The following is a 23,542-nucleotide window of genomic DNA, read 5'->3' on the forward strand; positions in this document are numbered from 1 at the left end:
CCTGAAGACGATATTGGAGAGCCAGACCCCATGACGGTCGAAACCCTGAACCCACCCGCGACTTCAGCCTCCGGCGCATCCCTCGACCGGTTGCTGCGGCCCCGTTCGGTCGTGATCGTCGGCGCGTCCGACAAACCCGGCGCGCTGGGGGCATCCGTGCTCTCCAACCTCACCCGCAACGGCTTTGCGGGCGACATCCACCTCATCAATCCCAAACGGGCGGAGATCGGCGGGCGGCCCTGCCTGCCGTCGGTCGATGCCTTGCCCGAGGAAGTCGACGTGGCCGTCCTCGCCATCCCGCGCGTGGCGGTGCTGGACACGGTGAAGGCGCTGGCCGCCCGCAAGGTCGGCGCTGCCATCATCTTCTCCGCCGGCTTTGCGGAAGGTGGCGAGGAAGGGCTGGTCGAGCAGCGCGAAATCGGCCGGATCGCGGCGGAATCGGGCATGGTGATCGAGGGGCCGAATTGCTTGGGGCTAACCAACTTCATCGACCGGGTGCCGCTGACCTTCGTGGAAACGGATGTAAAGCCGCTCGGCGACCGTTCCGGCATCGGCATCGTATCGCAGAGCGGCGCCATGGCGTGCGTTCTTGGCACCACATTGGCGAGCCGCGACCTGGGCCTCTCCTTCTCCGTCTCGACCGGCAACGAGGCGGCGTCAGGGGTCGAGGATTATGTCGACTATCTGCTGGACGACGGATCGACGCAGGTGATCGCCATGATCGTCGAGCAGTTCCGCAAGCCCCCGCGCTTCCTCGCCGCCGTCCGCCGCGCGCGGGCGCTGGGCAAGACCATCGTTCTGCTCCATCCCGGCAAGTCGAGCGCGGCGCGGGAATCTGCCGCCACCCATACCGGCGCCATGGCGGGCGACTATCAGGTGATGCGGGTGAAGGTGGAGCGCGCCGGCGTGATCTTCGCCGAAACGCTGGAGGAATTGGGCGACATCGCGGAGATAGCGCTGCGTTGCCCGACGATTCCGGCTGGCGGCGTCGCTGTGCTCGGCGAGTCCGGCGCCTTCAAGGCACTGACGCTGGACCTTTGCGAAGCGCTCGATCTCGATCTGCCCAAGGTGGATGACGCCAACGCCCCTGCCCTGCGCGCCGCCTTGCCCGATTTCGTCGGCGTCTCCAACCCGCTTGATCTCACCGCGCAGGGGCTGGTCGAACCGGACCTCTATTACCGCACCCTGGCCGCATTGTTCGAGGACGAGCGTTTCGGCAGCGTGGTCGCGGGCATCATCCAGACCGATCCGGTCACGGTCGGCATCAAGCTGCCCCCGATCCTGCGCGCCGTGGACGAATTGAAACCCACCAAGCCGATCATCTTCGCAGGCCTGGACGAAGGCGCCGACATTTCCCAGGATTTCGTCGACCGGCTGCGCGCCTCCGGCATCCCCTATTTCCCCTCGACCGAGCGGGCGTTGCGGGCCTTGAAGCGCCTGAACGACCATGCCCGCCGCGATTTCAGCGAAAGCGACGCAAGACCACTCCGCGCCGTCGGCCTGCCCGAACTGGGCGGCGTCATCCCGGAATATCGCTCCAAGGAGATATTGGCGCTGCTCGGCATTCCCTTTCCCAAGGGCAGCTTTTGCACCAGCATCGATCAGGCGCTCTCCGCCGCCGAAAAGATCGGTTATCCGGTGGCGCTGAAAGCCCAATCCGCCGACCTCAGCCACAAGAGCGATGCAGGCGGCGTGGTCCTGAACCTGCGCGACGCGGATGAACTGCGCGCGGGTTGGACGCGGCTTTTCGCCAATGTCGCGGCCCATGATGCCGGGCTGGCGCTGGACGGCGTGCTGCTGGAGGGCATGGGCGAGCGCGGCGTCGAACTCATCATCGGCGCGAAAAGCGATCCCGACTGGGGCCCGGTGATCCTTGCAGGGTTCGGCGGCGTGACGGCGGAAATCCTTCAGGACGTCCGCCTGTTCACGCCCGACCTGCCGGTCGAGGCCATCATGCGCGAACTGCACCTTCTGAAGCAGGCCGCCCTGTTGCGCGGCTTTCGCGGCTCCCCGCCGCTCGATGTCGCAGCCGTGGCGCAGATCATCGCGACGCTTGGCCGGGTGCTGCTGGCGGAACCCTCGATCCGCGAGATCGACCTCAACCCCGTCATCGTCTATCCCGAAGGCAAGGGCGCGGTCGCGCTGGACGCGCTCATGCTGACGGCGCCCAGCATCATCTGAACACTCCGAAACGGAGAGGACCATAGGGAAAAGAGGATGACGGGGAACAGAACCGACGTGCGGCGCCTGCTGGACGAAGCGCCTATGGGCCGCCTGCAGATCGCCGCGATCATCTTGTGCGTGCTGCTCAACGCGCTGGACGGGTTCGATGTGCTGGCGATCAGCTTTGCCTCGCCCGGCATTGCCGCCGAATGGGGCGTGGATCGCGCCGCGTTGGGGCTGGTGCTGTCGATGGAACTGATCGGCATGGCGGTGGGGTCGGTGCTGCTGGGCGGGTTGGCTGATCGAATCGGACGGCGACCAACGATCCTGCTGTGCCTTGTCTTCATGGCGAGCGGCATGCTGGCGGCCACCCATGCCTTCAGCGTCGTCTCCCTCTCCGCCATCCGGCTGCTCACCGGGCTGGGCATTGGCGGGATGCTCGCCTGCACCAACGCCATGGTCGCGGAACTGGCCAATGCCCGCGCGCGCAGCCTGGCGGTTGCGGTGATGGCGGCGGGCTATCCGACCGGCGCGATCGCGGGCGGCTCGATCGCATCGATGCTGTTGGTGTCGGGCGACTGGCGCGACGTCTTCCTGTTCGGCGCGATCATGACCGGCATCTTCCTGCCGCTCGCTGCCTTCCTGCTGCCCGAATCCATCGGTTTCCTGCTGCAAAAGCGGCCCCGAGGCGCGCTCGACAAGGTGAACGCCCTGCTTGCCCGCATGGGACATGAATCGATCGCCGCACTGCCGCCGCAGGATGCCGCCGCGCCCAAAGCCTCGCTCTCGGCGCTGTTCGCGCCCGATCTCGCCCGCATCACCATCCTGCTGACGGCCGCCTATTTCGCCCATATCATGACCTTCTACTTCATCCTGAAATGGGTGCCCAAGATCGTGGTGGACATGGGCCATGCCCCGTCGGCGGCGGGCGGCGTGCTCGTCTGGGCCAATGTCGGCGGACTGGTCGGCGCGCTGCTGCTGAGCGTGCTGAGCTGGCGTATCCGCATCCGCCCGCTGGTCATCGTCGCCATGCTGATGTCGACCGTGATGGTCACCATCTTCGGCCAGGGCCAATCCAGCCTCTCCGGCCTTGCGCTGGTCGCGGCGGCGGGGGGCTTTTTCACCAATGCGGGCGTGGTCGGGCTTTATGCGATCATCGCGCAATCCTTCCCGACCTCCGTGCGCGGCACCGGCACCGGCATGGTCATCGGCATCGGCCGGGGCGGCGCCGCGCTCGGGCCGATCATCGCGGGCTTCCTGTTCAGCCTGGATTTCGAATTGCCCGTGATCGCGCTGGTCATGGCGCTCGGCTCGCTCATAGCGGCCGTTGCCCTGCTGTTGCTCCGCCAAGCGAAGTCAGGGGAGAAAGCGTTGGTTGAAAAGATGCGGTGATCGGCAGTGCCCCTTGCCCCTATGCCATCCTCGTGCAAAAGCGGGGAGAAGATAGAGGAATGAGATGGCCGGACTTTTCTATCCCCCGTTGGAACCGCCCCCGATTGGGGAGGGAAGCGCGACCGAGGTAGCCGATGGCGTCTTCTGGCTGCGCATGCCGATGGGCGGGAAAATCGAAGCGATCAACCTGTGGGCACTGGCCGACGGCGATGGCTGGACCATCATGGACACGGGCCTGCGGACCACAGAAACCGCGGCAGCCTGGCGCCAGGCCTTCTCCTCCACCCTGGGTGGGCGGCCGGTGCGGCGGCTCATCGTCACCCACCTTCATCCGGACCATAGCGGCATGGCCGGCTGGCTGGCGCAGAAGCAGCCGGCGCGCCTCTGGATGACGCGGCTGGAATATATGACCCTCCGCGTGCTCGCCGCCTATACCGGGCAGGAGGCGCCCGAAGAGGCGATCCGATTCTACAAGGCGGTGGGTTGGGAAGAGGATGCGCTGGACTATTATCGCGCCCGTTTCGGCGATTTCGGCAAGGCGCTCTATCCGCTGCCCGATAGTTTCCACGCGCTGGAGGACGATCAACGGCTGTTGATCGGCGGTCGTGAGTGGATCGTGGTCGTCGGCAAGGGCCATTCGCCCGAACATGCGCTACTCCACTGCCCCGAAGCGAAATTGTTGATCTCCGGCGATCAGGTGCTGCCTGAAATCTCCTCCAATGTGTCGGTGCACCCCCTGGAGCCGGGAGCCGACCCGCTGACCGACTGGCTGGAGACGCTCAGGGCCATTCCTGGGCGCGTGCCCGATGACGTACTGGTCCTGCCCGCCCACGGCAAGCCGTTCCGCGGGCTGCATGCGCGTATCGGCGCCCTGATCGACGGGCATGAAACCGGACTGGAAAGATTGCTCGCCCTTCTGGCAACGCCTAAAAGAGCCATCGACGTCTTTCCCGCCCTGTTCAAGCGCCAGATCGACAAGAAGGTCCTGGGCCTCGCCACCGGGGAGAGCCTGGCCCATCTGGCCTGCCTGCGTAGCCGCATGCTGGCGACAGAGGAGGTGGACGACACAGGTATTCGATGGTGGCGAGCCTCCACCATCAACTGAACAGCGCCACGAAATCGCCCTCGCACTGTCATGGAGGGCTAAAGTCGATGGTTTGACGCGAGCGCCTGCTGCCATTACCTGCGGCGCGATGATCGCTCTCCTGTCACCCGCCAAGACGCTCGACTTCGAACGCGCCCTGCCACCGCTTACCGTTTCCACGCCGCACTTCGCCGAGGAGGCGCGCAGCCTCGCTCAATCCGCTGCGGACCTGACGGAGGAGCGGCTCGAGAAGTTGATGCATATCTCGCCGCGTCTCGCCAGGCTCAATGCGGAGCGTTTCCGCGACTTCGCCGATTTGCCGGAGCGGCCAGCGCTGTTCGCCTTTGCCGGTGACGTCTATACCGGCTTCGAGGTAGACACGCTGGACGATGCGGGCGTCGCCTTCGCACAGAACCATGTGCGGATGCTGTCCGGCCTCTATGGCCTCCTTCGACCGCTTGACTCCATACGGCCGTACCGACTGGAAATGGGCACGCGGTGGGCACCCGGACATAAGCAGCTGACTGACTGGTGGGGCGACCGTATCGCCGCACTGCTGCGTGCGCAGCTTGCCGAAGAAGGATCGGGCATCATACTCAATCTCGCCAGCCAGGAATATTTCGCGGCCGTCAAGGGCAAGCTGGCCGGCATAAGGGTGATCGAGGTCGAGTTTCGCGAACCCGGTCCGAACGGCCCGCGTTTCGTGAGCTTCAACGCCAAGCGCGCGCGCGGCATGATGGCGCGCTGGCTTTGCGAACATCATGTCACGGATGCGGAGGCAATGCGCGACTTCGACAGCGATGGATATCGCTTCGACGCGGACGAGAGCGAAACCGATCGCTGGCGGTTCACCCGGACATGAGTGGCGCCTGCAAGGCGGCCATGCCCCAAATCCTTGTCGATGCTGACGCTTGCCCGGTAAAGGACGAGATCTACAAGGTCGCGTGGCGATATGATGTGCCCGTCATCGTCGTCAGCAACAGTCCCATCAGGGTGCCTGCGCATCCGCTCGTCTCACGCATGGTGGTGAGCGATGGTTTCGATGCGGCGGATGACTGGATCGTCGAGCATGTGGCGCCATGCTCCATCATCGTGACCGCCGACATATTGCTGGCCGACCGATGCCTGAAGGCCGGATGCGGCGCGGTGATAGCGCCGACGGGGAAGCCCTTCACCAGCGCCTCCATCGGCAATGCCGTGGCGATCCGGGCCATCATGGCGGATTTGCGCGCGGGCGCCATCGGTGACGGACCTGGCGGGCCCGCGCCATTCGGAAAGTCGGATCGATCACGCTTTCTGTCGGTGCTGGATGAGACTGTGGTACGGCTTCAACGATAAATCATGGCGCGAAGCCGTCGCGCCATTGATGCATGCGCTTGCCGCAAAAAAAGTGGGCCGACATAATGTCGGCCCAAGGCGAAGTCTCTTGAAGAAGAGACTCCGGGTCGCACGGGGGAAATACCGGACAAGCCCTTCGATAGTGCCTGCCATCAATACATATGCTGTCCGCCGTTGATGGACAGCATGCTGCCCGTAATGAAGGCGGCGTCGTTGCTACAGAGGAATGCGACACCACGGGCGATCTCATTCGCTTGACCGAGACGGCCGACCGGAATTTTGTCGATGATCTTATCAAGCACGGGCGCGGGGACGGCGGACACCATGTCGGTGTCGATATAGCCCGGCGCTATGGCGTTGACGGTTACGCCATATTTCGCGCCTTCCTGGGCAAGCGCCTTGGTGAAACCATGTATCCCGGACTTGGCAGCGGCATAGTTCACCTGACCATATTGGCCCGCCTGGCCGTTGACGGAACCGATATTGACGATGCGGCCCCAACCGCGCTCACGCATCCCGCCAAAGGTGGCCTTTGCCATATTGAAGCAGCCGCCAAGGTTGATGCGCATGACTTCATTCCAGTCATCGAAGCTCATCTTGGCAAGAACGCCATCCCGCGTGATGCCGGCATTGTTGATGATGATGTCAATGGGTCCCAATTTCGCGGCCACTTCCGCACAGCCGTCCAGACAGGCCTGATGATCCCCGACATTCCAGCGAAAGGCCGCAATGCCGGTCCTCGCGGTAAATGCTCGGGCTTTTTCTGCATTTCCGGCATAATTGGCGGCCACGGTATAGCCAAGTTCCTTCAATGTCGAACTGATGGCTTCGCCAATTCCGCGAGTGCCGCCCGTGACGATAGCAACTTTTGTCATTCAGATTCCCATCATGGATAAGGACAGACATCTTCTGAAAGAAACATGGTCTTGATCTGAGATCGTCAGGATTGCGGCGTAACTGCTGCACGTCCCCGACTGCGGGCCAGGGACCGTGGCGGCACCAGTACCTGCTCACCAGCGTCGGAAAGCCGGCAATCATAAAGGGCTTCAACGGCGCACAGAAGGGAGAGCGGATAGCGTTTCGGCTGAGAAGGCTTGTTCAGGGACATGATGCTCTCCAATGAACGCGGCCGTTCGTTCGCCCGCAACTCATCCGCGCGCACAGGGTGGCGACGGCAGATCGCGGGTCGACATGACCAGTTTTAGTCAGGATGGAAGAAAATCTGGATATATGAAAAATATTCAGACAGAATCTGAAATATTATTCTCAACAATGAGCTATCAACACCAGATCAGGGGCATGGCTATGGTAGAGCCATCTTCATGCATTTATCCTCGTTTTCCGTAAGGGAAAGGTCCATCACGCCATTGATTCTGTCAACAGGGGAAATAGTTAACCGGGGAAAATTCTTTTTAAAATTTGTTAAATATGGCAGACTTTTACTGATGTAAATCTCTATATGACGCTGTAAATCCATTGAAAATGGACAGGAAGTATTTACGAACGAACGGTATCAAGTGACGGCATGTGAAGATAGGCGGAGGAGAAACCACCCACTTCAGCCAAGCGGTCCCACTGCGGAATGATGACTGATCGCTTGTGACGCTGGATCAGTCCTTCCGCCTCAAGCATCTTCACGGTTCGGTTGATGTGAACGGTTGTAAGCCCAAGCGCGTCGCCAAGCTGCTCCTGCGTCAGGGGAAAGCTGATTTTACACCGGCGCCCAAGCCCTGCCCGCTCCTGCCTTAGAGCCAGTTCGCAAAAAAGATGGGCCAGCCGGGAACGCGCGCTGCGACGGCCGATGCTGACGACCCATTCCTGGACAATGGACGCATCGGCCAGCGAATCGATCCAGATGGCTTCCGCCACGGCCGGGCGGGTATGCATGAGATCGACAACCGCATCTTTCGGGATATCGGCGACTTTTGCGGGGGTCAGCAACTGCACGCACTGACTGGCGCGATGCAGCATCGAAAAATGAAGATCGACAAAATCACCTTCGACGTGAAATCCGACGATCTGGCGACCGCCATCCGCCAGGACCCTGTACCGTTGCGCAAAGCCGCTCAACAGCAGCGTGCAACTCGTCGGCGTTTCGCCGACACGGACCAGATGTTGTCCAGCCGATTTCACCCGGGTTGAAAAGGGAAGCGCAAGGACCGCCGCACGATCCTCATCCGACAGCATCGACCTGTCACTCAGCTTGGCGACCAGGCGCTGGAGCGGATGCTGTTTGACCTCCATGATCCGTCCTTCTCTGCTAATTCAACAGGAAGCGTTCGCGGACATTACCAGATTTGAGCAGCTTCTCACATTATCCTGGATGAGTCATCGGCAATATATGGGTATAATAGCCCGTGGATCCATCGCTTAGGCAGGCTTGAAGCCCATGTTGCTGCACTCCCTCATCTATGTAAGCGAGAGCATGATTTCGCTCGCCGCCGACGAGGAGCAGGTGAACGCGATTGTCGAAGTATCGCGAAACAGGAATAGAGCGCTTGGCGTGACCGGCGCGCTCATGTTCACGCATTCCAACTTCGTCCAGGTTCTGGAAGGCGCCCAATCCGCGCTGGATGAACTGATGACCAGCATCCGCCGGGACAGCCGCCATCGGAACATCGCGATTCTGGAGGAGGAAGCGCTTGTTTCCAGACGGTTCGCCACCTGGTCCATGGCCTATGTTGGCCCGGCAGCATTGGTGGAATCCCGACTCGCTCCGCTCGTCAGGAAAGATGACCACGGCGTCGACCCCTTCGCGACGCAGGAAATGATCTCGCTGCTCCGGTCGCTCGTCGCCTTGTCTGAGTGAAATCCACGATCGAGATAGCGCCACGCCGACCGACTGTTCCAGTTGGGCAATCGCATTGGACACCGAAGGCTGGGAGATATGAAGCAGCCGCGCCCCGCCGCCGATGCTGTTGGCGCGGCACACGGCCAGGGAGGTGCGCAGGGCGCCGGGGCGATCATGACGCAACTGTAGGCCGCATCAAATGGCTGGCAAGCCCCGCAATCCGGGTGTAAGGTGCCGCCATTGGCCATGAGGCGCTCCCTCATGCCGAGAGATGCTCGCCCCGGAAAGGCGGGCATGTCCCGACAGAGGACCTGAAGAACAGGCGCGCGTCATGGCGTTCGGTCAGGAGAGCGGACCATGGCAATTGCTCATCCCTCGCAGGCGGCGCCCGCCGGGCAGGATGTTTCCATTCGCACTATCGGTTTCGACGATTTGCGCATTGCCCTCGGGCAAGGCTGGGACGATTTCCTGGCCAAGCGAGGCGATCTGGTGTTCCTCGGCTTCATCTATCCGGTCATCGTCGCTCTGGCGATCATGTCCGCCAGCCAGATGTCGATACTGCCGTTGATCTTCCCCCTGGTCGCGGGCGCCATCCTGCTGGGGCCGGCCTTCGCCAGCGGCTTCTACGAACTGGCACGGCGGCGCGAGGCAGGGCTCGACGCCCGGTGGCGCCATTTCCTTGACGTCATCCGCAAGCCCGGCGGCTCCGCCCTGTTCGACCTGACCTGCGTGCTGGCGCTGCTGTTCATGACGTGGATGGCAGCGGCCTGGTTCATCTACCATGTCACGCTGGAAAATGTGCCGGGTTCGACATCTTCGGTCGGCGCTTTCCTGTCGGCGGTGTTCGGCACGTCCGAAGGGTGGCAGATGATCATCCTGGGCAATCTGGTCGGCTTCTGCTTTGCCTTGCTGACGCTGGCGGTCAGCGTCGTCTCCTTCCCCATGGCGGTGGACAAGCCGGTCAGCTGGGGCATGGCGCTGCGCACATCCTGCCGCGTGGCATGGCATAATCCGGTAACGGTCGCGGCCTGGGGCCTGATCGTGGTGGCGATGCTGTTCGTCGGCGCGCTGCCCGCGCTGGTCGGCCTCGCCGTCGTGCTGCCGGTGCTGGGCTATGCGACCTGGCATCTGTATACGCGGGCAGTGGTGCGGTAGTGCATCACGCTTAGAGCGCGCTGCGCTAAATCTGACGCAGGCCGCGCGCTCTAATTCTTTTGTTGTCGCATCGTTTTTGGCGGAAAACCGGTTCCCACTTTCCCGCACGATGCTCTAAATCGTCATCCCCGCCTTCGTGGGGATGACGATTTCCTTCTCCATCATCGCAACGGCAATATCCACCAGCGTCCGCAACGTCGGCGTCTCGTCCGCCCGCCGCCATGCCAGCCCCGTCTCCAGAACCGGCGCGGCATCGGCCAGCGGCAGATAGCACACCCCCGTCCGCGCCAGATTGCGCAGCGATGCGGGCACCAGCGCCATCCCCATTTCCGCGGAAACAAGGCTGATGATGGTCTGCATCTGGATCGCGCGCTGGCGGACATCCGGGGATCGCCCCTTGGCCCGATAATGATCGAGAACAAGGTCGTGAAAGGCCGGTGAAACATGGCGCGGGAACAACAGCAGCGGCCGATCCAGCCAGCTCTCGCCCGCCAGCCTGCCGCCTTCGATGCTCAGGCGCCCCTCCTTCACCCAAGGCTCCGGCACGGCGGCGATCAACGGTTCGCGCAGCAGCGGGCGATAGTCGATGGCAGCAGGCAGTCCCGAAGCGGGCGGGATCAGCAGCCCCGCATCGATCCGCCCTTCGACCAGCGCTGCGATCTGCACGTCGCTGGTCGCCTCGGCCAGCGTCATTTCGACATCAGGAAAGGCGGTGGAATAGCGCCGGACCAGAGCGGGCAATATGCTGTAATCGGCGGAACTGACAAAGGACAGGGCCAGCCGCCCCACCGTCCCCTGCCGCAGCCGTTCCGCGACGGCGCCAAGGTCGGCAACCGCCCCCACCGCCGGGCGCACATGTTCCAGCCATTGCCTGCCGAACGGGGTCAATGCGACATTGCGCTTGGTGCGCGTGAACAGCGCCGCGCCCAATTCCCGCTCCAGCGCCATGATCGACTGACTGAGCGGTGGCTGGGTCATGCCCAGCCGCTCCGCCGCACGCCCGAAATGCAGCTCCTCCGCCACGGCAAGGAAATGGTTGAGTTGGCGCAGGTCCATCAGTCATTCATAACACGACCTTATCAGACCAGAGCAATATATTTCACAACCTGATCGCGATCGGATAAGATCAGCGCAGACAGAAGATCAAGGCCAGAAACTGAGGCCAGAAACTGAGGGTAGTCCAGACATGCCGCATTATCGTTCCCGCACCAGCACCCATGGCCGCAACATGGCGGGCGCGCGCGGCCTCTGGCGCGCCACCGGCATGAAGGACGAGGATTTCGGCAAGCCGATCATCGCCATCGCCAACAGCTTCACCCAGTTCGTGCCGGGTCATGTGCACCTGAAGGACCTGGGCCAGCTGGTCGCGCGGGAGATCGAGGCCGCGGGTGGCGTCGCCAAGGAGTTCAACACCATCGCGGTCGACGACGGCATCGCCATGGGCCATGATGGCATGCTCTATTCGCTGCCCAGCCGCGACCTGATCGCCGACAGCGTCGAATATATGGTCAACGCCCATACCGCCGACGCGCTGGTCTGCATTTCCAACTGCGACAAGATCACCCCGGGCATGCTGATGGCCGCGATGCGGCTCAACATCCCTGCCATCTTCGTGTCGGGCGGGCCGATGGAAGCGGGCAAGGCGGATATCCACGGCCAGACCATCGCGCTCGATCTGGTCGACGCCATGGTCGCCGCCGCCGACGAAAGCTATACCGATGAGGAAGTGGAGGTGATCGAACGGTCGGCCTGCCCGACCTGCGGCTCCTGCTCCGGCATGTTCACCGCGAACTCCATGAACTGCCTGACCGAGGCGCTGGGCCTGTCGCTGCCGGGCAATGGCTCGACCCTCGCCACCCATAGCGACCGCGAGAAGCTGTTCCTGGAGGCCGGGCGCACCATCGTCGATCTCGCCAAGCGCTGGTATGAGCAGGAGGACGCCTCCGTCCTGCCGCGCTCCATCGCCAGCTTCGCCGCATTCGAAAACGCCATGAGCCTGGACATAGCCATGGGCGGGTCGACCAATACGGTGCTGCACCTGCTGGCCGCCGCTTATGAAGGCGGAGTCGAATTCACCATGGCCGATATCGACCGGCTGTCGCGCCGCGTCCCCTGCCTCTGCAAGGTCGCGCCCGCCAAGCAGGACGTCCACATGGAGGATGTCCACCGCGCCGGCGGCATCATGGCGATCCTGGGCCAGCTCGACCGGGCTGGGCTGGTCGACACCAACCTGCCGACCGTCCACAGCGCGACCATGAGTGAAGCGCTCAATCGGTGGGACATCAGCCGTACCAACAGCGCGGCGGTGGAGGAATTCTTCAAGGCGGCGCCCGGCGGCGTCCGCACCACGGTGGCCTTCAGCCAGTCGAACCGCTGGAAGGAACTGGACACCGACCGCGTGTCAGGCGTCATCCGCAGCGCCGAGCATCCCTTCTCCAAGGATGGCGGGCTTGCGGTCCTCTCCGGCAATATCGCGCCCGAAGGCTGCATCGTGAAGACGGCGGGCGTGGACGAATCCATCCTCACCTTCCACGGCACCGCACGGGTTTACGAGAGCCAGGACGCGGCGGTCGCGGGCATATTGGGCAATGAGGTCAAGGCAGGCGACGTCGTCGTCATCCGCTATGAAGGGCCGAAGGGCGGGCCGGGCATGCAGGAAATGCTCTACCCGACCAGCTATTTGAAGTCGAAGGGTCTGGGCAAAGCCTGCGCGCTGATCACCGACGGGCGTTTTTCGGGTGGCACATCTGGCCTCTCCATCGGTCATGTCTCGCCCGAGGCGGCGGAAGGCGGGCTGATCGCGCTGGTCGCGACCGGCGACCCGATCCTGATCGACATCCCCAATCGCGTGATCAGGCTCGACCTGGACGACGCCGTCATTGCCGCCCGCAAGGCGGAGATGGAAGCGCGCGGGGCCAAGGCATGGAAGCCACTCGGCCGCAAGCGCAATGTCTCGCCCGCGCTGCGCGCCTATGCCGCGCTGACGACCAATGCAGCCCGTGGCGCGGTGCGCGACGTCAGCCAGATCGAAAAGGATTGATTCCCACGGCGCGTCGCATGCGGATGCGGCGCGCTCATCCATGCCCCAGGCCGGGATGCTGTCAGTTGAGCAGGATGTAAAGCGTGCCGGTCAGCGCCAGCGCCGATGCGCTGAACAAGGTCAGCAAACCGACGCTGCATTGGCACATGCTGTAATGCATACGCTCCATCGCACACTCCCCAGCCGCCAGGGATTCATCCTGGTCGACGGGGCTATGATATCAGAGAAAAAGGCCCGGATCAAAAGGATCAGTCGTCCTCCAATCCCTTCAGCAATTTCTGCAATGCAGCATGGAAATGCCGCCTGTCGGACGGGTCGAGCGGAGCCAGTGCATCGGTGCTGAGCTGGCGGCGCAGGGGTTCCGTGACGGCGACCGCCGCCTCTCCGGCGGGGGTCATGGCCAGCCGCTTGACCCGCCGATCCTCCCTGTCCGGGACCCGCTGGATCAGCCCGTCGCGCTCCAGTCCGTCCAGCGCCTCCGTCACGGTTCGCGGCGCAATGCTCATCATCTCGGCGATATCCGCCGCCCGCGCGGTGCCCGGGCGCGCCTTTATGCACATCAGAACCTTCGTCTGGGCGAGCGAGGCGCCCTGCTCCGTCATGGCCCGGTCGAAGACCCTGCGCAGCAAGGTGATCACGCGAAACAGGTCCGTCAGCAGCTGTTCGTCGGAAATATTCATGAGGGACCTCAATAAATGGTATTGCGCCATGCTGCAATGGCGATCATAGGGATCACGGTGAGATTGGTGGGTTTTTTTTCATGAGTTCAGACACGGTGGCGTCCTCTTCCTTCTCAGCAGGCGACTCGCGGCCGGGCCGATCCTCCCGGCTCAAAAACCCTCGCCTGCGCTTCATTTTGCTGCTGGCGGCGCTGGTCCTGATCGTCGGCGGCGTGCTGTGGTTCATCCGTTTCGAAAGCTTCGGCAAATATCAGGAATCGACCAACGACGCCTATATCCAGGCCGATTCGATCACCGTCACTCCCAAGGTGTCCGGCTATGTCGATCGCGTGTTCGTGGATGAGAATCAGGACGTGAAGGCGGGGCAGCCACTGGTCCAGATCGACCCGCGCGATTATCGGGCGCAGGCGGCGCAGTCCGTGGCGCAGATCGACGTGGCCAAGGCCAGTGCCGCGGGCGTTGCGGCCCAGATCGCGGAGCAGCACGCCGCCATCGCGCGGGCGGAAGCGGAACTGATGGCCGCCAATGCCAATGCCGCCTTCGCCGCGAGCGAGGTGGCGCGCTATCGCCCGCTGGCGGCGAGCGGCGCGGAAACGCGCGAGCGCCTGTCGGAACTTCAGAATCAGGCAGCCCAGGCGCAGGCCAAGGCCGCCGCCGCACGGGCGATGCTGACCAGCGCACGGAAGCGGGTGGCCACGCTGGAAGCGCAGGTCAGGCAGGCGCAGGCGCAGGGAGAGGCTGCCCGCGCCCTGCTGTCGGCCGCCAATACCGATGTGGAAGCCACCATCCTGCGCGCCGCCGTGGACGGCCGCATCGGCGACAAGAGCGTGCGGCAAGGCCAGTTCATCCAGGCCGCCGCCCGTCTGATGACGCTGGTTCCCAAGGCCAGCCTTTATGTCGAGGCGAATTTCAAGGAAACGCAACTGGGCCTGATGCGCGTCGGGCAGCCGGTGACGATCGAGGTGGACGCGCTGCCCGGCGTCGAACTGCCCGGCCATGTGGCAAGCATCGCGCCCGGCACCGGCGCGCAATTTTCCGTCCTGCCACCGCAAAATGCCACGGGCAATTTCACCAAGATCGTCCAGCGCATCCCCGTCCGCATCGCGGTCAGCGTCGGTCCCGAAACGCGCAGATTGCTGATCCCCGGCATGTCGGTCGAGGTGTCCGTCGACACCCGGTCGGCCAGGGATGCCGCAGCGCGAATCCGGCGGGAGCAGGAGCGGCATAACGCGCGGATAGGCCGGTGAACGCCACCGCCGCGCACGTCCCGCCGGCACCCGAGCGCGCCGACGCCAGCGCCTGGCTGGCCGTGGTGGCGGGCAGCCTGGGCGCTATGATGGCGACGCTGGACATCTCCATCGTCAATTCCGCCCTGCCCACGATCCAGGGCGAAATCGGCGCCAGCGGCACCGAAGGCACCTGGATCGCGACATCCTATCTGGTCGCGGAAATCATCATCATCCCGCTGGCAGCCTGGCTGGAACGGCTGCTGGGGTTGCGCACCCTGCTGCTGACCGCGGCCTTCCTGTTCACCGGCTTTTCGATGCTGTGCGGCTTTGCCGACAATCTGACGACCATGATCATCGGCCGCGTCGGACAGGGTTTCACCGGCGGCGCGCTGATCCCCACAGCGATGACGATCATCGCCACGCGCCTGCCCCGGTCGCAGCAGCCGATCGGCAACGCGCTGTTCGGGGTCACGGCCATATTGGGGCCGGTGCTGGGTCCGCTGGTCGGCGGCTGGCTGACGGAGAATATCAGCTGGCACTATGCCTTTTTCATCAACCTGCCGGTGGGCATATTGCTGATCACCCTGCTGCTGGCGACGATGCCGCATCAGAAGCCCACCCTCAGCGAGTTCTGGCAAGCCGACTGGCTGGGCATTGCCGGCATGGCGCTGGGCCTGGGCGGCCTTACCATCGTGCTCGAGGAAGGACAGCGCGAACAATGGTTCCAGAGCGGCGAAATCGTGATCATGTCGATCGTCTCCGGCATCGGCTTCCTCCTGCTCTTCGCCGGCCAGTATTTCGCCAGACGGCCGGTCATCCGCCTGAAACTGCTGCTTGACCGCCAGTTCGGCGCAGTGGCGCTGATGGGGCTGGTGATCGGCATGATGCTCTATGGCACCGCCTTCGTCATTCCGCAGTTCCTGGCTGCCATTGCAGGTTATGACGCGCTGCAATCGGGCCGGATCGTCCTGCTTTCAGGCATTCCCAGCCTGATGCTGATGCCGCTGACCCCGCTGCTGATCCGGCATCTGGACATCCGCATCGCGGTCAGCGCCGGGCTGTTGGTCATGGCGACAAGCTGCTGGGTCGATACGGTGCTGACCAATCAGGCGGTCGGCTATGACTTCGTGGAATCGCAATTGCTGCGGGGCATCGGCAGCGTCTTCGGCTTCCTGTTCCTCAACCAGGCCGCCATCGCGTCCGTCCCGCGCGAGGATGCGGGCGATGCCGCGGGGCTGTTCAACGCCGTCCGCAATCTGGGCGGATCGCTGGCGCTGGCCGGAATCGCCACTATCCAGGACCAGCGGACATGGTTCCACAGCCGCCGCATGGAAGAAAGCCTGAACGCCAACAGCGATCGGGTGCAGGACTATATCGGCGGGCTGAGCCATAGCCTGGGCAGCCATGAAGCGGCGCTGCGGATGCTGTCCGGCACGATCCAGCGGGAGGCGCTGGTAATGACCTATAACGACATTTTCACGATGCTGGCGGTCGGCATCCTTGCCGTGCTGCCGCTGGTCCTGTTCCTGCGCCCCTTGCCGCACGGGCAAGCCATCGCAATGCATTAAGGCTGGTTTCCATGCGTTTCCCACTGACCGCGCCTTCCCTTCCCGCCTTGGCCTTCCCCGCATTGGCCCTTCTTGTGCTGCCCGCCTGCACCGCCGGGCCGGATTATCACGGGCCGGGCGCAGCCAGTGCCGTCACCCCGCCCGCATCCTTCGCCCGCGCGCCGGACGACGCCAGGACAGACGCGCCCGCAGCCGCCGACTGGTGGACCGCACTGGGCGATCCCGTGCTCGACGCGCTGGAAACCCGTGCGCTCGCGGCCAATCCCGGCATCGCGGCCGCTCAGGCACGCGTGCGGCAGGCCCGCGCTTCGCTGCGGGGGGAAAAGGCCAATGCGCTGCCCAGCACCAATGCCTCCGCCATCTATGTTCATGCGACCGTGCCGGGGCTGGACCTTGGCAGTTCCGATGAAGGGGAGGAGTCCGGCGACGGCAGCCAGTCGCTCAACCTCTATAATCTGGGCTTCGACGCCAGCTGGGAAGCCGATCTGTGGGGCGGCAGGCGGCGCGGGGTCGAGGCGGCACGAGCGCAATCGGGCGCCGCGCAGGCCGATGTCGCGGACGCGCAGGTCAGCCTGACCGCCGAAATCGCGAAGGCGTATGTCAATCTGCGCGACCGGCAGCAGCGCATCGCGCTGGCACGGGACAATGCCGCCCGGCAGCGCGAGAGGCTGCGCCTCACCGAACAACGCCAGCATCAGGGCACCGCTTCCGCGCTGGAACTGGAGCAGCAGCGCGACCTGCTCGAGCAGGCCGAAGCCGCCATCCTGCCGCTGAATGCCGATCGCGATGCCTATCTGAACGCGCTGGCGACGCTGGCCGGGGAAGCGCCGGGCACGCTCGACGCGATGCTGGGGTCGCCCGCCGCCGTGCCGCTGCCGCCTGCGCAAGTCCCCGTCGGCGATCCCGCCGCGCTGCTGAAGCGGCGCCCCGATATCCGCGCGGCGGAGCGCCGATACGCCGCCGCCACCGCGACGATCGGCGTCGCGGAAGCAGCCCGTTTCCCCAGCCTCAGCTTCATGGGCCTGATCGGCCTTGGCGGCACCAGTCCCGGCGATCTGGTCGATTTCGACAAGCTGGCCACCATCGCCATGCCGCGCCTCAGCTGGAGCTTTCTCGACTTCGGCCGCAATGCCGCCCGCATCGATCAGGCCGAGGGCGCGCGCGACGAAGCCGCCGCCCAATATCGCCAGGCGGTCCTGAACGCCCTGCGCGACGGCGAGGACGCCCTCGCCCGCTTCGGTGCGCGACGGCTGAGCGTCGCCAGCGCGGCGCGGTCCAGGGCGTCGGCCGACCGCGTAGCCGCGCTGATGCGCCAACGCTTCGCGGCAGGCACCGCGACCCGCATCCAGTTGCTGGACGCGGAAAGGCAGAGCCTGTCGGCGGCGCAGGCGCTGACGCAGGCAACGGCGTCGATGACGGCGGATTACATCGCCCTGCAAAAGGCGCTTGGCCTTGGCTGGCGGTAGGGACTTAACCTTTCCGCAAGGCTTTGGGAGCGAAATGCGGCGATAAGATCGGGGCCGCGCAATGTTGAAAAGAATCCGAACCCAGGATGTCGAACTGGGCATGTTTCTCCACAAGCTGGAAGGATCGTGGTTTTCCCACCCCTTCTGGAAAAGCAGGATATTGCTGGACGACCCTGACCAGTTGGCGACGCTGAAGGCCAGCAAGGTCGAGTGGGTCCAGATCGACATAAGGCGTGGCGCCGACCTGAAGCCAAGGGAAGCGCCACCGCCCGCCCGCGGCCTGCTGGACCCGCGCGACCGTTCCTTCGGCCGCGCTGGCGCCACCATCGCCCGCCGCGCCGTGCCCGCGGCTGCCGCCCGCCCCTTCGACCCGCTGTCGAAGGAGAAGCTGTCGACCAGGGCCGAAATGGTTCATGCCAATCGTCTGGCCCGCAAGTCCGTGCGCACGATGCAGAAGATTTTCGATGATTCCCGCCTGGGCAACGCGATCAGGATCAAGAAGCTGGAGCCGATGATCGATGAGATTTCCAGCTCCATCCAACGCAATCCCCATGCCTTCATGGCGATGACGCGGCTGAAGAACACGAGCGAATATCTCTACCTCCACGCGCTTTCCGTCTGCGCGCTGATGATCGGCCTGGCCCAGCAATTGCGGCTATCCCCCGGGGAGGTGCAGCAGGCGGGGCTTGCCGGATTGCTGATGGATGTCGGCATGGGCCATGTGCCGCAGGAAAGCTGGGACAAGGACAGCCCGCTTACCCCGCAGGAATGGGAGGTGGTGAAGAGCCACACCACGCTGGCGCATGAATTTCTGGCCTTGGGCGGCGAAATGCCCGAATCGGTGCTGGATGTCTGCCTGCATCATCATGAACGGCTCGACGGCAGCGGCTATCCCCATGGGCTGAAGGGGGAGGAGATCGGCCTGTTCGCCCGCATGGCGGCGATCTGCGACACCTATGACGCGATGACGTCCAACCGCATCCACCGCCATGGCGAGGACCCGTCCCGCGCGCTGCTGATGCTGAATGAAGCGCAGACGCTCTATGATCCGGAGATTTTTCAGGCTTTCCAACGGGCGGTGGGCATTTATCCCATCGGGTCGCTGGTGCGGCTGCGTTCCCATCGGCTGGCGATCGTCGTCGACCAGAATCCCGACGACCTGACCCTGCCCAGGGTCCGCCCCTTCTACTCGCTCAACGACCGCAGCTTCGTGAAGGCGGAGGATATCGACCTGGCCCATTGTTTCGGCGCGGACCAGATCATGACCCGCGAAACGCCCGAGGGGTGGGACATGGCCGAATGGCCCGCGCTGAGCGCCCGGTTGCTCGCGGCAGCTGGCTGAAAGCCGACGGGCTTGCCGAGGGGCGCGGGCGGGTGGATAAGACCCGCATGATCGTGCCGAAGCTGCCCTCGACCGTGGCAGGCGTCGCTGCCCATTATGACGAGCTGGACCTCGCCTATCGGCGGATCTGGGGCGAACATGTGCATCATGGCTATTGGCGGACGGGCGGCGAAAGCCCGGCGGAGGCGGCCGACGCGCTGGCGGAACTGGTGGAGGAACGGCTGGCGCTGAAACCGGGCCAGATGCTGTGCGACATCGGCTGCGGCTATGGCGCCACCGCCGCGCGTATAGCGGCGCGCCATGATGTCGGGATCATCGGCCTCACCCTCTCCGCCGCGCAGGAGAAAGTCGCCAATGCCCGTCCTTCGCCCCGCTTCACCTGCCTGCTGCGCGACTGGCTGCACAATGACCTGCCCGACGCCAGCTTCGACCGGGCCTATGCGATCGAAAGTTCCGAACATATGGTCGACAAGGCCCGCTTCTTCACGCAGGCGGCGCGAGTACTGCGGCCCGGCGGACGGCTGGTGGTCTGCGCCTGGCTGGCGGGGGAGGATGCCCGCCCCTGGGAAATCCGCCATCTGCTGGAACCGATCTGCCGCGAGGGACAGCTTCCCGGCATGGGCAGCCGGACGGATTATGAAGCGCTCGCCGCCAATGCCGGTTTCGCCTTGCGCGACTATGAGGATGCCAGCGCCCGCGTCCGCCGCACCTGGACGATCTGCCTGCGCCGCTTCGCCGGGCGCATGGTGACCGATCCCGCCCTGCGCCGCCTCGCGCTCAGCCGGAAAACGCGGAACCGCAGCTTCATCCTCAGCCTGCCGCGCCTGATCCTGGCGCTCCGTACCGGTGCGATGCGCTATGGGATTTTTGTCTGGGAGAAAGGGGAAGCGTTGTCTTGTCCGACGTGAATCGCCTCACCGCATCCGCGTCCAGCGGCGCGACTGGCAGATGAACAGCACGCACCCCGTCACCTTGAGCGATCCGTCGGGATTCAGCCTCAAGCTTGCCCGATAGCTCCGCCCCGACTTGGGATCATAGGCACGCCCGTCCTTCCAGACTGCGCCATCCCGGCTGAAACCCGATAAAGTGACCAGCCCCAGGATCGGCTGTCCGCGCAGCTTGGGATCGGGATTGTTGATATCGCTCGCCGGCACGCCCGGCCCTTTGTCCAGCACCCGCGCGATCCGCCCGCACATATGCGCGCCGCAGGGGGCGATCTGCACCACGCCCTTCCCGTCGTCGGTCAGCCAGTTGCCTTCGACGCCGGGCGGCGATGTCCCCGCGGCCAGCAGCAGCAACATGGAAAAATATCCCATGACCTCACCTCTTTGCGCTAAAATGGCCAGCAGCAGAATGGAGCGCATCATGGCCGACCTTTCGATCCGATCGCGCCAGGAAGAACAGATGGACGCGCCGGACCTCGACCCCGCCGTCTACGAGCGCGTGCTGCACGATCTGGCGCGGGTCAACCGCTGGACCTTCACCGCCTGGCCGACCATCGCCTTCCTGAACCGCGCCATCGGATCGGCGCGGCATTTCCGCCTGCTCGACGTCGGCTTCGGCGACGGCGACATATTGCGCGCCGTCGCCCGCTGGGCCAGAAAGCGTGGAATCGGGGCCGAACTGATCGGCGTCGACCTCAATGAGAAAAGCCTGCACGCCGCCCGCAGCGCGACTCCGGCCGACCTGCGCATCGACTATCGCGCGGGGGACTATCTCAACCAGCCGGAGCGGTTCGACTTCATCATCTCCAGTCAGGTCACGCATCATATGACCGACGCGCAGCTGATGACCTTTCTGCGCCATATGGAGGCGCATGCCCGGATGGGCTGGCTGATCTGCGACCTGCATCGTCATGGCTTTGCCCATTGGGGCTTTCCCCTGCTCGCCCGGCTGCTGCGCGTCCACCGCATCGTGCGGGAGGACGGCCAACTATCGATCGCCCGCGCCTTCCGCCGAAGAGACTGGGCGGAATTGCTGCCGCAGGCCGGCATCAGTCCGGACCAGGTGCGGATCGTGCGCCGCTTCGCCTTTCGCCTGTGCGTCGAGCGGATACGCGGGTAAGCAACGCCGCCTGCGCGCCAAGCCCCGGCATCCAGCGCAGCAATCGCATCAGTAAGGCCCGGCCGACCGGCCCGGCCGCGCCACGGCGCAGGGCTTCGGCAATGCCGATCGGGCGGCGGCTGCGACGATGCCACTGCGCCTGCCAGCGTTCCGCTGCCTCGGGCCCGCCGCCTGCGAAGGTCTGCGCCGCGCTCATCCCGCTGCCGAGCGCGATGGCGATGCCGTCCCCCGCCAGCGAGGCAATCACCGCGCCCTGATCGCCGATGCGGAAGATGCCGGGCGCGGTCGCCGCGACGCGCCAGCCATAGGGCACGCCGGCAATGGCTTCGAAATGCGCGGGCATTTTGCCGTCCATCCGCGCCGCCAACCGTGGCGCCTCCGCCATGATCTCCGCCATCAGCGCGGCCACGCCGCCCGCCAGCCGTTCTCGCGCGACCGAAAGGCAGAGATTGGCCGATCCGTCCTCCTGCAACAGCAGCCCGGCATAGCCCCGGTCGAACAGGTGCATCTCGATCACCCCTGCCAGCGTGGGGCAGCCCGGCAGCACCGCGCGAAGTCCGGCGCAGGGCGCTTCCCTACGCTGCCCAAGATCGCGCGCCAGTCCCCTCAGCTCATGCTTGCCGGTCGCGAGGAACAGCGCCCCACCCGCCAGTTCCTCCCCATCATCGAAGCGGATCGAGCGGCCTGCCGGATCAGCCGCGCGCACCGCCCGCCCGCGAAGGACCGTCGCGCCCACCGCCCGCGCCCGCCCGATCAGCGCCTCATCCAGCACCCGCCGCGACAGCCCCGCCGCCGCATGAGGCAAGGCCAGTTCGACGCAGCGTTCTCCCGACAGCAGCCGCAACCGTCCGATCGGCCGCGCGCCCAGCGCCAGCGCATCCACGCCCAGATCGCGCAGCGCCGCCAGCGCATCCCAGCCCAGAAAGCCGCCACACACGCTCTCATGCGGCCCGGCATGGCGATCGATCAGATGCGCCGCCACGCCCGCGCGCGCCAGCATGATCGCGGCCGCCGCGCCCGCTGGCCCGCCGCCGACGATCAACGCCGGAACGGGACGCATCAGGCGACCCCTTCGAACCGGAACCCCTCGGCCGCCAGCCCCGGCCCGAAAGCCAGAGCGACGCCGCGCCGCGCCTGGCTCAGCATATCGCCCAGAATGAACATCAGCGTGGAGGAGGACATGTTGCCGAACCGCGCCAGCACGCTGCGCGACGGCGCGAGCGCATCTTCTTCCAGCCCCAATCCATGTTCCACCGCGTCGAGGATGGAGCGCCCGCCCGCATGCACGGCCCAATGGTCGATCTGGCCCGGATCATCGCTGCCCCACATGCGGCGGCGGATCGCCGGATCGTCCAGCGCCGCCTGAATGCGGCCCGGCACTTCGCCGGACAGATGCATGACAAAGCCGCTATCGCCGATATCCCAGCGGATCAGTTCCGCCGAATCCGCCAGATTCACCGAAAAGGGACGGTCGATCGCCACCCCCTGGGCCTCCCCCGTCACCAGCGCCGCCGCCGCGCCATCGGCGAACTGGAGCATCATCAGCAGCCGCCCGATCTGCCGTTCCGGCTGGAAATGGAGCGAGGACAGCTCGACCGTCACCACCAGCACCCGCGCATCGGGCTCCGAACGGACGATATGCCGCGCCGTGCGCAAGGCCGCGACCGCGGCATAGCAGCCCATGAAGCCCACCAGCGTTCGTTCCACGCCCTCCAACCCCAGCCGCCCGGCAATGATCTGGTCGATGCCCGGCGCGACGAAGCCGGTGCAGCTCGCCACCACCAGATGCGTGATGCGGTCGAGCGCCACCTGTTCCTTCAGCCGGGATATCGCCTCCAGCGCCAGCGCCGGGGCATAGTCCGCATAGCGTCGCATCCTGAGGGAAGTCGGCGGCATCTCTCCGGCATAGAAACCGCCCGGATCGACCGGCGACCCGCCCTGAGCCGTCGGCGGCAGCACGCACCAGCGATGGTCGATGCCCGACCGTTCGGCCATGCGCAGGAAAAGCTGCCGTTCGCGCGGGTCATCGAGCTGCCGGCTCGCCCATTGGATGAAGGAAGCATGCATGTCCTGCGCGGGCACGGCGCAGCCGATGGCATTGATGCGGGCACGCGTCATCGGGTCGTTCTGTCTCCTGCCTCTCGCGAAACGTCCGATCGTGGGAAAGGATCAGTTTCAGTGCCTTGGCAAGCGCAAATGGTTCAAGGGGGCATGGAAAAAGGCTGATCCC

At 64.9% G+C, this 23,542-nt stretch carries 21 protein-coding genes and 1 pseudogene; 14 read left to right on the top strand and 8 right to left on the bottom strand.

Going from position 1 to position 23,542, the window contains the following annotated elements; all coding sequences use genetic code 11:
• Positions 1–30 precede the first annotated feature (30 nt).
• From RUH75_RS02190 to RUH75_RS02210, 5 genes are all read left to right on the top strand, one after another.
• Positions 31–2,181 carry an acetate--CoA ligase family protein gene (locus tag RUH75_RS02190; protein ID WP_313801739.1) on the top strand — a complete coding sequence of 717 codons (2,151 nt, stop codon included), beginning with the start codon at positions 31–33 and terminating at the stop codon, positions 2,179–2,181.
• 36 nt (positions 2,182–2,217) lie between these two features.
• The gene (locus RUH75_RS02195) at positions 2,218–3,555 is read left to right on the top strand and encodes an MFS transporter (RefSeq protein ID WP_313801741.1); all 1,338 of its coding nucleotides are present in this window, start codon (positions 2,218–2,220) and stop codon (positions 3,553–3,555) included.
• A 64-nt stretch (positions 3,556–3,619) separates the two neighbouring features.
• On the top strand, positions 3,620–4,660 hold the full coding sequence (locus RUH75_RS02200; protein WP_313801743.1) for an MBL fold metallo-hydrolase: 1,041 nt from the start codon (positions 3,620–3,622) through the stop codon (positions 4,658–4,660).
• 88 nt (positions 4,661–4,748) lie between these two features.
• On the top strand, positions 4,749–5,501 hold the full coding sequence (gene yaaA, locus RUH75_RS02205) for a peroxide stress protein YaaA (protein WP_313801745.1): 753 nt from the start codon (positions 4,749–4,751) through the stop codon (positions 5,499–5,501).
• Between the two features lie 20 nt (positions 5,502–5,521).
• Positions 5,522–5,977 carry a YaiI/YqxD family protein gene (locus tag RUH75_RS02210; protein ID WP_313801841.1) on the top strand — a complete coding sequence of 152 codons (456 nt, stop codon included), beginning with the start codon at positions 5,522–5,524 and terminating at the stop codon, positions 5,975–5,977.
• 152 nt (positions 5,978–6,129) lie between these two features.
• On the opposite strand, the gene phbB is transcribed toward RUH75_RS02210, so the two are convergent.
• Both phbB and RUH75_RS02220 read right to left on the bottom strand, forming a co-directional pair.
• A complete protein-coding gene (gene phbB / locus RUH75_RS02215) occupies positions 6,130–6,852 on the bottom strand; it encodes an acetoacetyl-CoA reductase (RefSeq protein ID WP_313801747.1) in 723 nt (240 codons plus the stop codon).
• Positions 6,853–7,474: 622 nt separating this feature from the next.
• On the bottom strand, positions 7,475–8,164 hold the full coding sequence (locus RUH75_RS02220) for a Crp/Fnr family transcriptional regulator (RefSeq protein ID WP_313801749.1): 690 nt from the start codon (positions 8,162–8,164) through the stop codon (positions 7,475–7,477).
• Between the two features lie 202 nt (positions 8,165–8,366).
• Between RUH75_RS02220 and RUH75_RS02225 the strand changes: the two genes are divergently transcribed.
• Positions 8,367–8,786, top strand: a complete 420-nt coding sequence (locus tag RUH75_RS02225) for a BLUF domain-containing protein (protein ID WP_313801751.1) — start codon at positions 8,367–8,369, stop codon at positions 8,784–8,786.
• A gap of 27 nt (positions 8,787–8,813) precedes the next feature.
• Here the strand turns inward: RUH75_RS02225 and RUH75_RS02230 are convergent.
• Positions 8,814–8,951: pseudogene (locus RUH75_RS02230) on the bottom strand (LysR family transcriptional regulator); the annotation flags it as partial.
• A gap of 174 nt (positions 8,952–9,125) precedes the next feature.
• On the opposite strand from RUH75_RS02230, the gene RUH75_RS02235 reads away from it, so the two are divergent.
• Positions 9,126–9,923 (top strand): DUF2189 domain-containing protein, encoded by a 798-nt coding sequence (locus tag RUH75_RS02235; protein ID WP_313801753.1) that lies wholly within the window; start codon positions 9,126–9,128, stop codon positions 9,921–9,923.
• 114 nt (positions 9,924–10,037) lie between these two features.
• On the opposite strand, the gene RUH75_RS02240 is transcribed toward RUH75_RS02235, so the two are convergent.
• Positions 10,038–10,979: a LysR family transcriptional regulator gene (locus RUH75_RS02240; RefSeq protein ID WP_313801755.1), complete on the bottom strand. Its 942-nt coding sequence runs from the start codon at positions 10,977–10,979 to the stop codon at positions 10,038–10,040.
• Positions 10,980–11,109: 130 nt separating this feature from the next.
• Between RUH75_RS02240 and ilvD the strand changes: the two genes are divergently transcribed.
• A complete protein-coding gene (ilvD, locus tag RUH75_RS02245; protein ID WP_313801757.1) occupies positions 11,110–12,963 on the top strand; it encodes a dihydroxy-acid dehydratase in 1,854 nt (617 codons plus the stop codon).
• A gap of 248 nt (positions 12,964–13,211) precedes the next feature.
• On the opposite strand, the gene RUH75_RS02250 is transcribed toward ilvD, so the two are convergent.
• Entirely contained in the window at positions 13,212–13,643 is a 432-nt protein-coding gene (locus RUH75_RS02250) for a MarR family winged helix-turn-helix transcriptional regulator (RefSeq protein WP_313801759.1), read from the bottom strand.
• Between the two features lie 80 nt (positions 13,644–13,723).
• Between RUH75_RS02250 and RUH75_RS02255 the strand changes: the two genes are divergently transcribed.
• The 5 genes from RUH75_RS02255 (at position 13,724) to RUH75_RS02275 (ending at position 20,156) form a co-directional block, all read left to right on the top strand.
• Positions 13,724–14,890 carry an HlyD family secretion protein gene (locus RUH75_RS02255; protein WP_313801761.1) on the top strand — a complete coding sequence of 389 codons (1,167 nt, stop codon included), beginning with the start codon at positions 13,724–13,726 and terminating at the stop codon, positions 14,888–14,890.
• Positions 14,887–16,440, top strand: a complete 1,554-nt coding sequence (locus tag RUH75_RS02260) for a DHA2 family efflux MFS transporter permease subunit (protein ID WP_313801762.1) — start codon at positions 14,887–14,889, stop codon at positions 16,438–16,440. The genes RUH75_RS02255 and RUH75_RS02260 overlap by 4 nt, the downstream gene beginning before the upstream one ends.
• 11 nt (positions 16,441–16,451) lie before the next feature.
• A complete protein-coding gene (locus RUH75_RS02265; RefSeq protein WP_313801764.1) occupies positions 16,452–17,906 on the top strand; it encodes an efflux transporter outer membrane subunit in 1,455 nt (484 codons plus the stop codon).
• 61 nt (positions 17,907–17,967) lie between these two features.
• The gene (locus RUH75_RS02270) at positions 17,968–19,248 is read left to right on the top strand and encodes an HD-GYP domain-containing protein (protein ID WP_313801766.1); all 1,281 of its coding nucleotides are present in this window, start codon (positions 17,968–17,970) and stop codon (positions 19,246–19,248) included.
• Complete coding sequence (locus tag RUH75_RS02275) at positions 19,206–20,156, top strand: class I SAM-dependent methyltransferase (RefSeq protein WP_313801768.1); 951 nt, start codon at positions 19,206–19,208, stop codon at positions 20,154–20,156. The genes RUH75_RS02270 and RUH75_RS02275 overlap by 43 nt, the downstream gene beginning before the upstream one ends.
• Before the next feature lie 6 nt (positions 20,157–20,162).
• On the opposite strand, the gene RUH75_RS02280 is transcribed toward RUH75_RS02275, so the two are convergent.
• Positions 20,163–20,564 carry a DUF2147 domain-containing protein gene (locus RUH75_RS02280; protein ID WP_313801770.1) on the bottom strand — a complete coding sequence of 134 codons (402 nt, stop codon included), beginning with the start codon at positions 20,562–20,564 and terminating at the stop codon, positions 20,163–20,165.
• A gap of 49 nt (positions 20,565–20,613) precedes the next feature.
• Here RUH75_RS02280 and RUH75_RS02285 point away from each other — a divergent pair, with 49 nt between their 5' ends.
• Positions 20,614–21,312: a methyltransferase domain-containing protein gene (locus tag RUH75_RS02285; protein WP_313801843.1), complete on the top strand. Its 699-nt coding sequence runs from the start codon at positions 20,614–20,616 to the stop codon at positions 21,310–21,312.
• Here RUH75_RS02285 and RUH75_RS02290 read toward each other — a convergent pair.
• Together RUH75_RS02290 and RUH75_RS02295 are read right to left on the bottom strand one after the other, a co-directional pair.
• Positions 21,242–22,372 (bottom strand): FAD-dependent monooxygenase, encoded by a 1,131-nt coding sequence (locus RUH75_RS02290; protein WP_313801772.1) that lies wholly within the window; start codon positions 22,370–22,372, stop codon positions 21,242–21,244. The two genes, RUH75_RS02285 and RUH75_RS02290, sit on opposite strands and share 71 nt — an antisense overlap.
• Positions 22,372–23,430 (bottom strand): type III polyketide synthase, encoded by a 1,059-nt coding sequence (locus RUH75_RS02295; protein WP_313801775.1) that lies wholly within the window; start codon positions 23,428–23,430, stop codon positions 22,372–22,374. Before RUH75_RS02295 ends, RUH75_RS02290 begins: the two co-directional genes overlap by 1 nt.
• Positions 23,431–23,542: the final 112 nt, after the last annotated feature.

Source organism: Sphingobium sp. (assembly GCF_032153725.1).
Taxonomy (GTDB): Bacteria; Pseudomonadota; Alphaproteobacteria; order Sphingomonadales; family Sphingomonadaceae; genus Sphingobium.

Bases quoted from the DNA above. Each gene is read 5' to 3' on its own strand.
- RUH75_RS02190 (WP_313801739.1), top strand. From the start codon at position 31: ATGACGGTCGAAACCCTGAACCCACCCGCGACTTCAGCCTCCGGCGCA.
- RUH75_RS02195 (WP_313801741.1), top strand. From the start codon at position 2,218: ATGACGGGGAACAGAACCGACGTGCGGCGCCTGCTGGACGAAGCGCCT.
- RUH75_RS02200 (WP_313801743.1), top strand. From the start codon at position 3,620: ATGGCCGGACTTTTCTATCCCCCGTTGGAACCGCCCCCGATTGGGGAG.
- yaaA (WP_313801745.1), top strand. From the start codon at position 4,749: ATGATCGCTCTCCTGTCACCCGCCAAGACGCTCGACTTCGAACGCGCC.
- RUH75_RS02210 (WP_313801841.1), top strand. From the start codon at position 5,522: ATGCCCCAAATCCTTGTCGATGCTGACGCTTGCCCGGTAAAGGACGAG.
- phbB (WP_313801747.1), bottom strand. From the start codon at position 6,852: ATGACAAAAGTTGCTATCGTCACGGGCGGCACTCGCGGAATTGGCGAA.
- RUH75_RS02220 (WP_313801749.1), bottom strand. From the start codon at position 8,164: ATGCTGTCGGATGAGGATCGTGCGGCGGTCCTTGCGCTTCCCTTTTCA.
- RUH75_RS02225 (WP_313801751.1), top strand. From the start codon at position 8,367: ATGTTGCTGCACTCCCTCATCTATGTAAGCGAGAGCATGATTTCGCTC.
- RUH75_RS02235 (WP_313801753.1), top strand. From the start codon at position 9,126: ATGGCAATTGCTCATCCCTCGCAGGCGGCGCCCGCCGGGCAGGATGTT.
- RUH75_RS02240 (WP_313801755.1), bottom strand. From the start codon at position 10,979: ATGGACCTGCGCCAACTCAACCATTTCCTTGCCGTGGCGGAGGAGCTG.
- ilvD (WP_313801757.1), top strand. From the start codon at position 11,110: ATGCCGCATTATCGTTCCCGCACCAGCACCCATGGCCGCAACATGGCG.
- RUH75_RS02250 (WP_313801759.1), bottom strand. From the start codon at position 13,643: ATGAATATTTCCGACGAACAGCTGCTGACGGACCTGTTTCGCGTGATC.
- RUH75_RS02255 (WP_313801761.1), top strand. From the start codon at position 13,724: ATGAGTTCAGACACGGTGGCGTCCTCTTCCTTCTCAGCAGGCGACTCG.
- RUH75_RS02265 (WP_313801764.1), top strand. From the start codon at position 16,452: ATGCGTTTCCCACTGACCGCGCCTTCCCTTCCCGCCTTGGCCTTCCCC.
- RUH75_RS02270 (WP_313801766.1), top strand. From the start codon at position 17,968: ATGTTGAAAAGAATCCGAACCCAGGATGTCGAACTGGGCATGTTTCTC.
- RUH75_RS02275 (WP_313801768.1), top strand. From the start codon at position 19,206: ATGGCCCGCGCTGAGCGCCCGGTTGCTCGCGGCAGCTGGCTGAAAGCC.
- RUH75_RS02280 (WP_313801770.1), bottom strand. From the start codon at position 20,564: ATGGGATATTTTTCCATGTTGCTGCTGCTGGCCGCGGGGACATCGCCG.
- RUH75_RS02285 (WP_313801843.1), top strand. From the start codon at position 20,614: ATGGCCGACCTTTCGATCCGATCGCGCCAGGAAGAACAGATGGACGCG.
- RUH75_RS02290 (WP_313801772.1), bottom strand. From the start codon at position 22,372: ATGCGTCCCGTTCCGGCGTTGATCGTCGGCGGCGGGCCAGCGGGCGCG.
- RUH75_RS02295 (WP_313801775.1), bottom strand. From the start codon at position 23,430: ATGACGCGTGCCCGCATCAATGCCATCGGCTGCGCCGTGCCCGCGCAG.